At 38.4% G+C, this 15,101-nt stretch carries 10 protein-coding genes and 1 pseudogene; 5 read left to right on the forward strand and 6 right to left on the reverse strand.

The features are described 5' to 3' along the window. Positions 1–6: 6 nt before the first annotated feature. From ACTNDQ_RS09910 to ACTNDQ_RS09930, 5 genes are read left to right on the forward strand one after another with little or no spacing between them, the layout of a single operon-like run. A complete protein-coding gene (locus ACTNDQ_RS09910; RefSeq protein WP_441064484.1) occupies positions 7–1,446 on the forward strand; it encodes a hypothetical protein in 1,440 nt (479 codons plus the stop codon). Further along, positions 1,443–3,350 (forward strand): hypothetical protein, encoded by a 1,908-nt coding sequence (locus ACTNDQ_RS09915; protein ID WP_441039439.1) that lies wholly within the window; start codon positions 1,443–1,445, stop codon positions 3,348–3,350. Before ACTNDQ_RS09910 ends, ACTNDQ_RS09915 begins: the two co-directional genes overlap by 4 nt. Then, positions 3,350–4,366, forward strand: coding sequence for a hypothetical protein (locus ACTNDQ_RS09920; protein ID WP_441064485.1), 1,017 nt, complete (start codon positions 3,350–3,352; stop codon positions 4,364–4,366). The genes ACTNDQ_RS09915 and ACTNDQ_RS09920 overlap by 1 nt, the downstream gene beginning before the upstream one ends. Then, on the forward strand, positions 4,359–9,548 hold the full coding sequence (locus ACTNDQ_RS09925) for a DEAD/DEAH box helicase (protein WP_441064487.1): 5,190 nt from the start codon (positions 4,359–4,361) through the stop codon (positions 9,546–9,548). The genes ACTNDQ_RS09920 and ACTNDQ_RS09925 overlap by 8 nt, the downstream gene beginning before the upstream one ends. 32 nt (positions 9,549–9,580) lie before the next feature. Continuing rightward, entirely contained in the window at positions 9,581–10,471 is an 891-nt protein-coding gene (locus tag ACTNDQ_RS09930; RefSeq protein WP_441039433.1) for a DNA adenine methylase, read from the forward strand. A 461-nt stretch (positions 10,472–10,932) separates the two neighbouring features. Here the strand turns inward: ACTNDQ_RS09930 and ACTNDQ_RS09935 are convergent, their stop codons facing one another. The 6 genes and pseudogenes from ACTNDQ_RS09935 to ACTNDQ_RS09960 all read right to left on the reverse strand — a co-directional run bounded on the left by ACTNDQ_RS09935 (position 10,933) and on the right by ACTNDQ_RS09960 (position 14,811). Continuing rightward, positions 10,933–11,217 (reverse strand): helix-turn-helix domain-containing protein, encoded by a 285-nt coding sequence (locus ACTNDQ_RS09935; RefSeq protein WP_441064489.1) that lies wholly within the window; start codon positions 11,215–11,217, stop codon positions 10,933–10,935. A gap of 66 nt (positions 11,218–11,283) precedes the next feature. Continuing rightward, positions 11,284–11,697, reverse strand: a complete 414-nt coding sequence (locus tag ACTNDQ_RS09940; protein ID WP_441064491.1) for a dUTP diphosphatase — start codon at positions 11,695–11,697, stop codon at positions 11,284–11,286. Further along, positions 11,694–12,461: pseudogene (locus tag ACTNDQ_RS09945) on the reverse strand (FAD-dependent thymidylate synthase). Before ACTNDQ_RS09945 ends, ACTNDQ_RS09940 begins: the two are co-directional and overlap by 4 nt. After that, positions 12,454–12,774, reverse strand: a complete 321-nt coding sequence (locus tag ACTNDQ_RS09950) for a hypothetical protein (RefSeq protein WP_441064494.1) — start codon at positions 12,772–12,774, stop codon at positions 12,454–12,456. Before ACTNDQ_RS09950 ends, ACTNDQ_RS09945 begins: the two are co-directional and overlap by 8 nt. Beyond that, positions 12,771–14,447: a relaxase/mobilization nuclease domain-containing protein gene (locus tag ACTNDQ_RS09955; RefSeq protein WP_441064495.1), complete on the reverse strand. Its 1,677-nt coding sequence runs from the start codon at positions 14,445–14,447 to the stop codon at positions 12,771–12,773. The genes ACTNDQ_RS09950 and ACTNDQ_RS09955 overlap by 4 nt, the downstream gene beginning before the upstream one ends. Further along, positions 14,425–14,811 carry a plasmid mobilization protein gene (locus ACTNDQ_RS09960; RefSeq protein WP_235396691.1) on the reverse strand — a complete coding sequence of 129 codons (387 nt, stop codon included), beginning with the start codon at positions 14,809–14,811 and terminating at the stop codon, positions 14,425–14,427. The genes ACTNDQ_RS09955 and ACTNDQ_RS09960 overlap by 23 nt, the downstream gene beginning before the upstream one ends. Between the last annotated feature and the right edge of the window lie 290 nt (positions 14,812–15,101).

Genomic DNA, 15,101 nt, shown 5'->3' on the forward strand with positions numbered 1-15,101 from the left:
ATTTATATGGATAAAGCATTTGACTCTGTGTTTCAGCGAGAAGTTGATGCGCTGGAACTTTCAAGATCTATAGAACCATTGTATGGTACACAGTTTAGATATCAATGTTTATGTTGTGGAGAAGAAGTATTCCTTGCTGCGGCTGAAAGTAGCGAGAAATCGCCTCACTTTCGTCATAGAAGAGGAAATAATGATATTGAATGTGAGCGTTATCTTGGACAGCCGGGTGCATTAGAACACTATGTGTCTATAAGAAAACATACTATGGACAGTATTGGTTTTTGCTTCAATATAGACCACATGACTTTTGAGATTTCGCTGACGCTTTCAGATAAAGATATCAGCAACTATGCAGAAAATGGCGGGCAATTCTCTTTACATACAAAATATAATGCGCCGGCATTTTTTAGTATGCCGATTAACAAAGGTAACCTTATACCTGATACCGGAAATTATTACACAATTTTAGAATATTCCAACGATTATTACGTTTCATTTAATGCTGAAAGTACAAAAACATTATGTGAGAATGTACTGAAACGAAACAGTAAGTTGAATATTTACAGGATAAGTCAGTCCAGTAACCATTACAAACGAATCGTATCCGACATCTTGTATACAAATTATTGTTATATAGCAATTTCTGAAAACGAGGATAACATTAAAGAATTAATTGCTCTGCAGAGCGCAGAGATAGATGGTGAACCTTTTAAATTTTTCACACAAGGCAGACAGTTCTTCGCTGTACGGTTTGTCATTTATTCTGCCGATTATTCTGCGAAAATCTATTTTCAGAAACATGAATTTCGGGTGGAGAAATCGGAGTCTATGGATATTCTATGGCCTCCTGTATTTACGAGAGACGAGGATGTCATTACTGAATCAGATAATGTTTTTATATTACCAAGTTTTGAATTGATTCCTCACGGAAATATTGATGCCAACGGGATGGATGTTAAAAAAGTATGTTCTGATGTATATGAACTCACTTTTAATGAAAGAGTAACTATTTGCGAAAAGAATATTCAGTGTAGGATCGTGAAGGATGAGAAAACGATTTTGGGTTCAACTTACGAAGAACCTGAGATCATTCACGCTGATAAATACATTGTTCCGGATACATATGACTATTTTATATTTGATAAGAATGGATGTGATCGTCTGGTTGCTGGAGCGAAGGCATACCTTTCTGAAACAGATCACATTCTCGGATATAAAAACGGACATGTTCGTGTTATTGTATTGGCAACTTCAAAAAAAACAACTGATAAAAAGAAATTGATAAACGATATTATAAAATATCATCCTCAGTCAGAACCGTTTGAACCAGATGATTTCATGGAGATTGTTGCGGATGAAGCAATTTTACTATATTTGGAAAACTGTTATAGGAGCGGACAGATCAATACGGTCATCAAGAAGTACATTAAGGAGGGTCTGATTTGAATTATTTAATAGATCTTACAGAAGAAGATATAAGATATGTGTGTTCTGCTATCCCATATCAGGAGACAACTTCATATTTTAAAAGATATCCAAAGGAATTTGCTAAATTGAGACCCGGTTTTCGTGTGAAATCCCTCACCAAAGAAATGGTGTCTCGTACACTTTATGAATTTCGGACAAGGGATTTTGTTTCATCTTATTTGATCAAACATATTGACAGATGGATTAAAGAAATTGATGAAGAATTAGCAAAAGCCAAAGAAGAAGGCCTTAACCAGGATGCTGCTTACATAAACGTTCTGTCGCATTCGTATTTTGCCGAAAATGTGGCTCTTTTCTTTAAAATAAAGGAAGAAGAAAAATCAGAAGATTATCTTAAAGTATTGAGTTCTGCAGTATCTTTTGAAGCAGGCTACAGAAATAAAGAAAAGGAAGAACTGCATTCAATAAAGAATCAAATAAAAGTACTTTCTGAAAATAAAAAAGAGCTTGAACAGCAGGTCGCTGACGAACAGAAAAAAGCGGAAGAATTTAATAGATGTAAAAAAGAACTGAAAGAAAAACTGGAACAAAGTTCTTGTTTACTGGAAGAAGAACAGGAAAAGTACAAAAAAGCAAGAGAAAGAGCTGAAAAATATGAAGCTGAACTAAAAAAGACAAAAGAAGACGAAATCTGGAAAACATCAGAGATGCAGCAGAAAATCGAAGCCTTGACTAAAAGAATTGACGAACAATCTGTTCTGGCGGAAGAGTATTTAGCGAATCTTTCAGAACTGAAATCTAAACTTGCTTCTGCCGAAGAAGATATTCAGACTTGGAAAAATCAAGTACGAAATCGTGAGAAGCAGATTTTCACTTTCAAAGCAGAAAGAGCTACGTTATTAACAGAGAAAGATGCTGACAAAAAGCAGATTAAAGCTCTTAAAGAAGCTCTTGAGCAGGAGTTAATAAAAGAAAATCAATACAAAGAGCAGTTAGCGTCTGTTCGTACTGAAATGAAAGCTCAAGCCACGGAAGCTGAGATCATGAAAACAACCGATGACCAGGAAGATATCAACATTGCTGTAAAAACTATCTCAAAGAGATATCATGATAGTGAACGATATATGCCAATGTGTCCTGAAAACATGGATGATTTTGACGAATATTTCTGCTATAACCTTGAAAATATCGGTTTTGATCAAAGCGAAGATGGTTCAGTAGACTTCCTTTGTTATCTTGAAAAAGTATTTTTTCAGGGCGTTCCAGTACTGATTAAAAGAGGTCCTGGAATAAATCTTGCTAATTCTCTTTCAAATACGCTTTATGGCGTACCAATTGCGGCACGTTTACTTTTTTCAGAAGGTGCTAATATACAAATCATTGATGAGTTTCTAACTAAAACACCAGACAGAGTTGTGTGTTTGGATGGCTTTGTAGGAAACTGTAATGTAATGGAACTCATTCCGGTACTTGAGCAGCACCGGAACAAAATCATCATACTTACATATATGTTTGACAGAACGCTGACTTTTGTACCAAATGAGATACTATCACATGTTCATTTTATCAACGCAGATGAATTTAGTTCTTTATTAAAAATCAAAGATATTACGGAAAATCCTTCAGAAATAAAGGAAAAGCCATTTGCGTACAAAGGCATTACCAATCCAGACTCTCGTCTGCAGAAGATATTCAGGGATATTGCTTGTGAGTGTGGAGTAGAAGAATCTGCAGCTGTAGCGATGGCAAGCATGATTGAGAATGATAATCACTTGAATGAGATGCTGATGTTTACACTTCTTCCGTATGTAGCAAAGGTTATCGGAAAGAATCCATACAACTGTTCTAAACGCCTTCAGAGATACGCAGGAGAAACTGGACGGTGCTTAAAGAAAGATATAATAATGAGGTGGTTTGGATAATGAACAGATTGATTGAAATTATGGCATCCGATATGGGCATTCGGTCATATATGAATGAAGAGGATGCGTCCTTCGGATTCAGGGTTATCTATTCTGCCTTAGGTCAATGGTGCCTAAAATCGGCACTAAGCGAAAAAGAGCATGAGAAGGGAATCAGCAAAAGTGCCCAAAGTATATTGCTACATAATCTATTAGATAAATACGTAGCCCTTTGTCCGGAAGCAAGACCGTACGTGTTTGTTTCTAAATATATAGATATTGCTGTCTTCATTCGCAATCTCTATGAACAAACCGGATATTTGCTTACCAAGGAAAATAACAGAAATATTTTAAACAACAGCAAAGAGACAGTTCGGTTTTCCGACAAGTTATACCTATATCTAGGGGTTCCAGAGGAAAGTTATACAATTAATGGTCTCGGGATCCATGTAGACAGAAGCAATTTGGAAATATCGCTTAACGAATTTCTTGTTCGCGACAGCCTTACTCCTGATGAATATTTGAACGTTGTTTTTGATGAGTGCGATTTTGATACCAAAGACATCGATTTAGATGATCTTGAATTCTTTAACCCATATTACTATGGCAATGTATCCAGTTCTTGGCACAGACGAATGAAGTCAGATATTACGATGGCACGAAATATTGCTTTAGGACTATATTACAGAGTCATAAGAAAAGAGGACGGAACATATCTCTTTGCAGATGATAACAATACGGATGATCTTGATGCACTTACAGGCGCAGAATTCCGCAGAAAATATATAGCATTAAAAAAGCATTACGACAATCCAATGCAGCTCCTTATATGTCCGATTGATGAGGAATACTCGCATATACGCATTCTTGGTCAGCTCCCCAATAGAGAATATTATTATCTTCTCATGAATGCATGGCCAAAAAACAAATTTACAGATCGGAACAATTTTATTATTCGTAACAAATTAACGGAACAGGTTGCAAAAGTCCTTGGCGCAATTGGATTTACTGCAAGAAATGGTGAATTTTATGGATAGAAACACAAATGGTGTACAACAGTACTATCAAACAATCAGAGATCGATTAGCAAATTATATTAAATCTGATTATCTGGCAAACAGTGAGACGCTTCTTTTGTATGCAGATGATATCTTAGGAGAAATGTGCCCTGAAGAAATTAATATTGCAAAAGAACCTTATATCGAAACATCTTCTTCTTATCGAAAAGTAAATGATGGAATCAGGGATGCAGAAATACCGGACAATGTAAAAGAGGTTCTCCTTAAACTTGTTGAAGCGAAACTTGGTATTTACTCCACGCCTTTTGAGCATCAGGTTAAAGCTCTTGAAGGGGCAATGAACGGAAGAGACTTGTTTGTATCTACAGGTACCGGTTCCGGTAAAACAGAATGTTTTTTATGGCCGATCATTTCCCGGGCTATAGAAGAATCATTAAACAGACCAGATGATTTCAAGCTTCCAGCAGTCAGAACACTCATTATTTATCCGATGAATGCACTTGTATCTGACCAATTGGCAAGATTCAGAAAAATCATGGGTTCTAACATTTTTAAAGAGATTTTTACATCTTCTTCAAATGCAGAACGCATTCCCCATTTTGGAATGTACACCGGTAGAACTCCATATTCAGGAGAATCAAAGAATAAAAAGAATATAGAACTTGCAGAAAAGTACCGTGAGCACTATCTTATTGATGAATCAGCATCAGAAGAAGATCAGAAAAAGCAGATTAGAAGAATTAATGGTTACAAGAGCATCAATAAATATCCTGCCAGAAATGGTGGTGAAGAAGGACTTAGAAAATTTATTGAAAATCTTGAAAACGGTATTCATCAGCCAGGGCCTTTTGATGCTGAATATATCACAAGATTTGAAATGCAGGGGAATACCCCTGATATTCTGATTACAAACTATTCCATGCTCGAATATATGCTGATGCGTCAGATGGAGTCTGGTATCTGGGATGACACAAAAGAGTGGCTCGAAAAATCAGAAGAAAACAGACTTCTTATCGTGCTTGATGAAGCACATATGTACAGAGGGTCTTCAGGTGGGGAAATTGCGCTATTATTAGACCGACTGTTCTCACGTCTTGGACTCTCTCTTGATAAAGTTCAGTTTATTCTTACCACTGCGAGTATGCCTGAAGGGGATGAAGAGGCGATTTCTGACTTCTTTAACGGACTTACTGGGAAAAAGTATTCTGAATGTGTCAAGTTATTTGGTAAGCGTGAAGCTATACGTACAGAATATAAAGTTATGACTGATGCTGCATCGCTTGCGGTAATCGGAACAAGTCAGGTGACTGAAACAGAGATCAGTGATCGAGTAAGAGCTTTTGCTCATAGCGTTTTTCATGTGGATCTTTCCAGTGATATTTCTACGGAAGAAGCCCAAGCATGGCTTTACGATAATCTTCCTGATTATCAAGCTTTTGTACAGCTGCATGAACTTTGCAGAGAAGGAGCAAAATCGTATTCTGTATTAAAAGAAGAATTATTTGGCAATGACGAAAAAGGCGCAGATGCATTTGATGCTTTGCTAGTGATTGTTTCTCTTGCAAAAAAGGATGATGAAATTCTTTTTCCTGTAAGACTTCATATGTTTGTTCGTGGAATTCAAGGACTGTATGCTTGTTCCAATCCACATTGTAGCTGTGATGGGAAAAAGTATTCTGAACAAGAAAAGCTTCCTCTCGGCAAGGTTGTTTCTGTTCCTCGATATAAATGTAAATGTGGAGGAAGAATGTATGAATTGGTAAACCATGTAAAGTGCGGTGCTCTGTATTTTAAGGTGTACGTGCAAAAACTTGAGGGTACTGGATACTGGTATGTGTTTCCGAATAAAGGCCTTCATGGAGGGGCAAATGAGTTGACAGAGATGCTTTTGTATATTTGTCCGGATGACTATGAACTTGAGGGGAAAGACGGACCAGCATATCTTGATCCGATTACGGGTAAACTATACCTTAATTATAATGGGGATGATTCTCTGTTAAAGGTTTTGTATCCGGATTATGATGAAAAAAATGACCGCTTTATGTTTGGAAAGTGTCCAAAATGTAAAAAAAACATGCCGTTAAAGAAGCCAACAGATTTGGCAACAAAGGGGAATATTCCGTTTTACAACCTTACAAAAGCACAGTTTGAACTCCAACCAGCAAGAGATGAGCAATTGATAAATGAAGGTAAAAAAGTACTTCTATTTTCTGATTCGCGACAGAATGCAGCTAAACTTGCCCTTGATCTGTCAAAATCGTCTGATGCAGATGGTTTCCGTCAGGCAATCATGCTTGCATCTAAAAAACTGGCAACAGATGGAAAAGAGCATTCCCTAAAAGAACTTTACAATGCATTCTTAGCTGTATGTGTTGAACAGAAATTGGACTTTTTTACTGGTGAAAGCGCTGGGATTTTCCACGTTCATCGTGAGAAAATAGAAAAGCGACTAAGAAAAGGAAGAGACATAACGAGGGAGAATTTTGAACCGCTGCCATACGATTATTATGAACAGCTTTTGACGTTCTTTACGGAAAGTCCTCGCTCCTTCAAGGATATCGGCCTCGGTTTCCTTGGTCCTATGGATGATGTGCTTGAAGAATGCATCTATGAACTCGAAGAAGATTATGATATTGAAATTGACAAAGAACTTTTACACTCTATTTTGGTTCTTCTTTTTTGGGATGTTATGGATGATAATGCTGCTTTAGGAAATGTTATTGATGATGAAATTAGAAAAAATCTCCCTGGTCGTAGCAAGATACTTAAATTTGGGCTTGGAGCCGATTTTATGACATCGATTGATAAAGAGTTTATCAACATAGTCAAAAATACGACAGGTTTCAGTGATAAAAAAATGGAAGATCTTTTGAAATGTATCAAAAGTAACTTCTTTGGGCCGGGAACTAATCAGCGCTATTATCTAAAACTCGACGCAGTTAAGATCGTCATTACTGACAAAGAATTCAATTGGTACAGATGCGAAAGATGTGGTAAGATCTCTCCATATAAGATTGGTGATACCTGTGGTTCCTGTTTTAAATCTAAAAATCTTCATACGATCACGAATGATGATCTTTCAAGATTTGATTTCTGGAGAAAGCCTGTTATTGATGCAATCGAAGGAGAGGAGCGGATTCACACAATCGATACTGAAGAGCATACAGCACAGTTGTCACATAAGGAAACAACCAGTGATATATTGAGTAGAACAGAAGATTATGAGATTCGTTTTCAGGACATTGATGCTGGAGAATCGGGTGAAAATTCTATAGATGTTTTAAGTTGTACTACAACAATGGAAGTTGGTATTGATATTGGTTCGCTGACTGCTGTAGGATTAAGAAATATTCCTCCGATGAGAGAGAATTATCAGCAGAGAGCAGGTCGTGCCGGTCGAAAGAATTCTGGCATTTCCACTATCGTAACATATGCTTTTGGCGGCGTTCATGACAGTCACTATTTCAGGCACCCTGACGAGATGATCTCTGGTGCGCCAAGAAAACCATGGATTGACAGATCAAATCCGAAAATCGAGCAGCGTCATTTTAATATGAAAGCGTTGAATAGTTTTATGTCAACGGAAAAGATGAAGAGCCTTTATGACAGCATTGAAGAAGTAGGGATTGTTTCTTTTTGTGAAAACTATGTCGACTTATTTATTGAGCACTGCGAAGCCCTTGATTTCCCAGTGGATGGAACGATCGAAAAAATCTGCAAAATCCGTGACTTGGTGCTCGCAGAAGGAAAAAGAAATGAATATTTTAACGGCGACAAAGAAACATCTGCATTTGATGTTTTTTATTCAGAAGGGTTTATCCCGTCATATTCGTTCCCTAAGAATGTGGTAAGATTCTGTGTGGAAACAGATTCAGAACGCGGAAGAAGAGCTCCTAAGGACATCAAATATGCACCAGAAAGAGATATTGCTGTTGCAATAAGCGAATATGCTCCGGGCCGTTTTATCACGATTGATAAAAAAATATATAAAAGTGGAGGTTTGTATTCTAATCCAAGACCGAGAGATTACGAACAGAATCAGGCTGAATACTATTTTAACAGCAAGGATTATAAAAAAGACATTATTGTTTGTTCGGAATGCAATTGGTTTGGAGGGGCACAGGAAACATATACAGAATGTCCATACTGCCATGCACGTGTCGAACATCGCACGATGATCAAACCATGGGGCTTTGCTCCTGTAAAGGGCGATCCTGTAAAGTATGAAGATGAAGAAGAAGAAAAAACATACGCTGAAGCACCGTATTATTCTTATGTACCAAAAGAAACTGAAATGAAGACGTATAAAAAGAGTCGTATTCGTTTCGCAAAGTTGGAGGATCATCATGTTCTTACTGTAAATATGGGTAAGAAGAAAAATGGTTTCAACATTTGTAAAAAATGTGGTGGTGCAGAAGTTGCATCACCAATTTCAACGGGGGAATACCATTTTTCTCAACCTTATCACGACCGTTATATCTGCAAGCATGAAGGAACGGTGGCTACCAATATTTATTTGGGATACGAATTTCTTACAGACATGTTTATGATTGATATCAAGTATGATTCTGAAAAATTAGTGTCAAGATATGACAATGAAGAAAGGAGTATTTTAAGAGCTGCTGCTACGACGCTTCATGAAGCAATGAAAAAAGCGGTTTCTCTTTCCTTAGATATTGACTATAATGAAATCAACGGCGGATGGAGAACAAGGTATGAAGATAACGGAGAAGCGCATATTGAAATGTTCTTTTACGACAACCTTACCAGCGGTGCCGGTTATTCTTCTCTGATGGGTGAAGAAGGAGTTCTTGATGATGTAATGATTCGGACAAGAGAGATCCTTTCAGAATGTACATGTTCAAGATCTTGCAAAAATTGCCTTGATAACTTTTATAATCAGCGAAATCATGATTTATTTGACAGGACACTTGCTCTTCAGCTGTTTGATTATGCATTGAAAGGAAAATATCCGGAAGATTATTCTGAAGAAGAACAGAAAGAATTGCTGGTTCCTCTAAAAAAACTGATCAAAGAATCAAAAGGGGAAAACCCTGAAGATATGATAGAATTTGAAGTGATTCCATCATTAAGAAAAAGAATCCGAGATGAAAATAGAAAGCTGTATTTGAACCCATATAACCTTTCAGATTGGATTTATAATGCATTTTTGGAGTATAACGGCAAGGTTAATGAATAGAGACATACACAAAAGCAAAGGAGGTGATGTATATGTATTATTCGCCATTAAGATATCCAGGAGGGAAAGGAAAATTAGCTTCTTTTATGGAGTATATGATTGATCAGCTTGGGCATCAGGGCGGCACATATATTGAACCATTTGCCGGCGGAGCCGGAATTGCAATGGAATTGCTTTTAAGAAATGTTGTAAGCCGAATTGTGATAAACGATTATGACAAAGCGGTATGGTCTTTCTGGAAAGCTATTCTCACAGAGACTGATCGTTTTGTTGAAGAAATCAGAACGGTTCCTCTTACTGTGGATGAATGGCAGAAACAGCACGAAATTCTTGTTACCCAAAACGATAAATATAGCTTTGAATTAGGATTTGCTGCTTTTTATCTGAACCGCACCAACCGTTCCGGCATTATTAAGGGTGGAGTTATTGGGGGACAGGAACAGGCAAAAGATTGGAAAATGGACGTACGTTTCAAGCGAGAAGAACTGGTAACACGTATACAGAGAATTGCTGCTCGGAAAAAAGATATCAAATTGTACAATAAGGACGTAAATAGTTTTATCAAAAATTATGTTCCTCTGTATGAAGAGAATGCACTAATTTATTTTGATCCTCCATATTTTAGAAAAGGACAGCAATTATACATGAATTTCTTTAATTATAAGGATCATGTTCGTATTGAACAAGAAATCCGCGAACATGTAAACTGTGATTGGATAATCACTTATGACTATGAACCGCAAATTGAAGAAATCTATCACAATTATAATCTTCGCCTTTATGATTTAAACTACAGCGTTTCAACTAAACGTAAGGCAAACGAACTGATGATCTTTAAAGATGGAATTATCATTCCATCTGATGAAGAATTGAATTCAAAGAAAATTAATATTCATATTAGACCGCTTAGTTTGGTGAACTAGAGTCTCAGTAACTGAGTACATCATTATCCCAATATGTTTGTTTTTGTTCTTGTTGTATCTAATGGGAAGAAAGGCAGGACAGAGGCAAACTTGGGAGTGGAAAACAACAACTTAGCCCACTATTTGCAAGGTTGTATCAAAGCAAAAATATGAATGAGACCGACAGTTTGTGGCTGCCGGTCTTTTATTTATCATATGTCTTTTGATTCTTCTGGCATACTTCTTTAATAGACCTTTTCTTTCAGGTTTTTCAACGGATGAGCTGAACTTCGGTCAGCATGTGCCGAAACGCGGATCATATCAATGGACTGACGTGCGGTCTAACTGTGCTGAAATGCGACCTGGGTGGACCGGAGAGCCGAAATAATCAATCACACCGTTTCAAACGAAATGTTCACACCGGTCGAGCAAAATTTGCAATGGATTTGTTTAAATGAGGTATAAGTAAATCCATCTTATTATTATAAATAAAATCTTCTCTCTCCCATTTCATTCATCCAGAAGAATGCTGCAGAGAATTCTTTTGGTTTTGTGAGCACCGGAACAGTGAGAATTTCTTTCTGTACTCCAAGTACCTGTGCCAACTTTTTTAATAATTCCTCTCGTGGCATACGTGCATTGGTTTCGTACTGAGCAATCCGGACATCAGCGGTATTTTCAGGAAATCCAACAGCCATGCCAAGTTCTTTCTGGGTAAGATTGTTTTTGCGTCTTAAATATCGTAATTTTTCTCCAAATGTAATCATAGTCATATCCTCGTATTTTATATGTGTTGAGGTGCCGGTCTAACACCTCAGTTTTTAAAGTTACAATTATTTTCCGGAACTTCCAAGGGCATCCGTGCCTCTCTCTTTTCCCAGATCAAATACAAAATCCGCAATGATGATGGGCGTGATCACCAGTTGTCCTACTCTCGTATCCTTTGATATGGTCTGAGCTTTATTGCTGACATTGCTGATGATGGCATGGATCTCTCCGCGGTATCCGGAGTCAACCGGTGGTAGTTCGCAAGTCAATCCTTTCTCTGCCATACTGCTTCTGGGAAATACAAATCCGGCATATCCATCTGGAAGGATCAATCCGAATCCCAAAGGAACTTTGACAATTTCCCCTGGCTGAAGCGTACAGTCATAGGGCATATATACATCGGAACCGGCATCGTTTTCATGGACGCGGAGAGGATTGTGTCCGGAAGTCAGCCCGAAATCAATGAGTTTTATTTTCATACTGCATCACCTCTAAAAAGTAAAGGATAATCCAGATGAAGAATATCTTCGGGCAGCAGGATCTGATCAATGGGATGCCTGCAGCTCATTTATCCTTCCAGACATTTTGCTCTCTGACAGAATGGTCCGGTCTGTTTCGGAATAAAAAGTGGCGGACTTAATTCATACAGATTCTGCCAGATCATGAGCATTACGATCCGCATCTCATCGGTATTTCTGCGGCAGCAACGCTGACCGATCATATGCTTCCACTGATAAGGTGTTGCACTGATAATCAGTACATTACGAAGGCCTTGTGGAGTTGCATAACCGGCAGCATCATGACTGATACCAGCTTTGCACAGGCGCTCATAACAGTCCATGTCTTCCTTACAGCTTTCAAGATAAAGTGCCTGTATCTCCGGAGATGCAGAAATAATCTCGTATGGAATCGCGAAATCAGCTTCTCCGGAATAGTTGTTGTACTGCAGTGAAGCACTCATGAATTTCACTTCATTCTGATGACGTGTGATTTGGGAGAGAAATCTTCTGCTTGCACCTACAACAGCCAGAGTAATTACTGTGAATTTCTGAATGGCTGGGTGTGGAAGATCTCCCAGATTTGTCAAAGTTTCATCCGTAAAGGCTTGATTATATAGATCCATCAGGTCATTCATGGAATGGATGATATGCCCTCTCTGGGTCAGTCTTGCGGCAAAAACCATATTCTTTTCTGCTTCTTTTACTGCAAAGCAGTTCAGGATTTTTGTTTCAATTCTATTCATGGTCGCCCTCCTCTCTGACCAATGCATTGAGCAGGAACAGATAATTCAAAGTATCTGTAATTTTCTCATTCCAAATGCTCTGATCATAAGATGCCTGTTCTGAAAAGCACATATCATAAATTGAGATGATATGTTTTGCCATCATTCCGGCAAGAGCCCTTTCGGGTGTACATTCCTGTAAGGCTGCAGATGTTTTAAATGCGCTGAGCCTGTCCGGGCTGTTTCCGGTATATTCTTTTGCTTTGCTCAACAGGGTTTCTTCACAACGTTTCACCTGCTGTTCAAAGATCAAATGAAATTCTGTTTGTGTCATAATGTCTTGTCCTCCTTCTTTTTGTGTTGTGTATTAGTTTTTGATTTTTCTGTTTGTGTCGGTTGTTCATAAGAATTGTGAACCAATGGTTCTTTCATACCGAGAATGGCATCTACATTTACGCTGGCGATTTCCAGTTCTTTGTGATAATCCCGGAATTGTTTTACAGCCGATTTCTGGGCATCAATAGATTCTTGTAATTCTGATTTCTGAGATTTCAGTGTCTTCATTGACAACATCTTTCCGTCCGGATAGAATGCTTTTAACCAGTCGCGGGCTTCCTCATAGGATCTGATTTCTGAAGAATGTTCTTGCCGGAATTTCTTTTTATTTCGTGATTTTAGAAATTCTGCATACACTGATTTGGAAGCAAAATACTGACCGGTGTAGTGAATCTGTGAGTTCAGAGTTTTCATTTTGGAAGTGAGATCAGAAAGCTGATCCTGAGCATCTTCCATTTTTTCCTGAATATCTGAGGCCTGCTTTTCCAGATCCTCTCTGGTGTCATAACCATGATCCTGAATATAAATCAGGGTATTTGCCATTTGTTGGAGATTGCCGATTTTTACCTTCCGGGCATAAGCCTGATTCTGCATAGCCTTTACATTTTTCTGGAGATCCGTCACGAGACGGAGCTCTGATTTTATGTAAAAGATGACAAATGGATCTGTATGATAATCGGCTTTTGAAGCACTCTCCGATTTGTGTGTCCTTTCGTGAGAAAGATCTTTCCTGTTTTCATGATTCTGAAATACCTGTTCCAGAAAGTCTTTTCCATAGTTGGCACCCAGAGATTCTGCAGAGATTCGTTTGTTTCGGTCCGGATGAAGATAACGATAGCTTCCTCTTTTCTCGATGACAGAAATATTGTACCTGTCCAAAAGCAGCGACTGGAATTCATCAAAACTTCCGGACAGTTGAGAACATTCATCAATCGCATCCCGCAGAAACTGTTTCTGTGTCTGGAATACGGTGGAAGCCGGTTTAAGTCCGGCAGCACGGATTTCCTCATTCACTTTATCCAGTTCATCCTGCCCATGCGCCTTTGCCCAGTATTCTTCTTTAGTTATTTTTGCGGGAGCAGGAGAAAGAAGGTCAACTTGATGTAGTCCTTCCCGGTTGCACATATCCATGACTTCCTGTTTCAGATGATCCAGTAATTTGTTTGTGGAGCGGTGTTTATATCCGGCTTCCTGCTCATGGGGCTTGTCCATGTAGTCCTGTCGTTCAACTGCATATTTGCGGACACTGTTAATGACGATATGGGTATGAATGTTACCTGATCCATTGTGTCCGTCCGTATGAGTGACTACCAGTGCCTGATAGCCGGGAAAGTTTTTTCGGGTATATTCCAGACACAGAGCCTGCGCCTTTTCTCCGGTAAGTCCATATTCTGTTGCATCTGCCGGATCAAAACTGATGATGTAATGGTGGCTTTTGATATCTCCTCTTTTTTGATTTTTGTGAAAAAACTGGTTAGTCCTCTCGCACTCTTTGTCGAATGACATCGGATCACAGTTCAGTCCGTCCATATAAAATTCTTCCCTCAGGACCTTTCTGCCGGAATCATCCAGAACCGGTTTTCCTGTTTTTTCATTGTGTTGAAAAAGCAGATATTCCAGGGCATCAGAATAGTTTGAATTTCTGCTTTTAATGTGTTTGATTATGGCCATGTAATTCACCTGCCATTCGTAATACTTCTTTTCTTAAAGAGAACAACTCGGAAATACACTGCCGGATCTCATCCTTTATTTCCTCAGACCATTCTCCGCTAGTGTTAAAATACCTTGCTATCTGATTAAGATTCGATCCGATTTTTCCGTATTCACTGACCAGCTTTCGAAGTTCATCCATGTCAGCTACAATCTCATAGCGGAGCTGAATATCTTTTTCTAAAAAAGATTTTCGCAGAAATTCTGAGCGCGATAAGCCTAATATTTTTGCTGAATGATCTAATAGTTCCAGCTCGGCGTCCGTCAATTTCAATGTGATTACATTTTTATGACGGAGATTTTCTGACTTTTTCTTACGCGGCATACTCCTCCTTTCCTGAAAAAATGCAATGATTCCACATCGTGGATTCACGAAATTAAATCAGCTGTCCCTTCTGATATAATTTGTGTTGCGACCACTTTTGTGGAAGCCAATTGACATCAAGGATGTCTAAATCGAGGGCATGGGGAAACGAAATCCCCATCAAGAATACATCCCCGAAAGGAATACCTAATCCCCAAAATGGATTTTGGTATTACCGGGGTGGATCTTGCTCTTAGAAAAAGAACCTCTCACTTATATGGGAAAAGAGAGCCCCCTATACAACATGGAAA

Source organism: Blautia massiliensis (ex Liu et al. 2021) (assembly GCF_052064225.1).
GTDB classification, from domain to species: domain Bacteria; phylum Bacillota; class Clostridia; order Lachnospirales; family Lachnospiraceae; genus Blautia_A; species Blautia_A fusiformis.

Bases quoted from the DNA above. Each gene is read 5' to 3' on its own strand.
- ACTNDQ_RS09910 (WP_441064484.1), top strand. From the start codon at position 7: ATGGATAAAGCATTTGACTCTGTGTTTCAGCGAGAAGTTGATGCGCTG.
- ACTNDQ_RS09920 (WP_441064485.1), top strand. From the start codon at position 3,350: ATGAACAGATTGATTGAAATTATGGCATCCGATATGGGCATTCGGTCA.
- ACTNDQ_RS09925 (WP_441064487.1), top strand. From the start codon at position 4,359: ATGGATAGAAACACAAATGGTGTACAACAGTACTATCAAACAATCAGA.
- ACTNDQ_RS09930 (WP_441039433.1), top strand. From the start codon at position 9,581: ATGTATTATTCGCCATTAAGATATCCAGGAGGGAAAGGAAAATTAGCT.
- ACTNDQ_RS09935 (WP_441064489.1), bottom strand. From the start codon at position 11,217: ATGATTACATTTGGAGAAAAATTACGATATTTAAGACGCAAAAACAAT.
- ACTNDQ_RS09940 (WP_441064491.1), bottom strand. From the start codon at position 11,697: ATGAAAATAAAACTCATTGATTTCGGGCTGACTTCCGGACACAATCCT.
- ACTNDQ_RS09950 (WP_441064494.1), bottom strand. From the start codon at position 12,774: ATGACACAAACAGAATTTCATTTGATCTTTGAACAGCAGGTGAAACGT.
- ACTNDQ_RS09955 (WP_441064495.1), bottom strand. From the start codon at position 14,447: ATGGCCATAATCAAACACATTAAAAGCAGAAATTCAAACTATTCTGAT.
- ACTNDQ_RS09960 (WP_235396691.1), bottom strand. From the start codon at position 14,811: ATGCCGCGTAAGAAAAAGTCAGAAAATCTCCGTCATAAAAATGTAATC.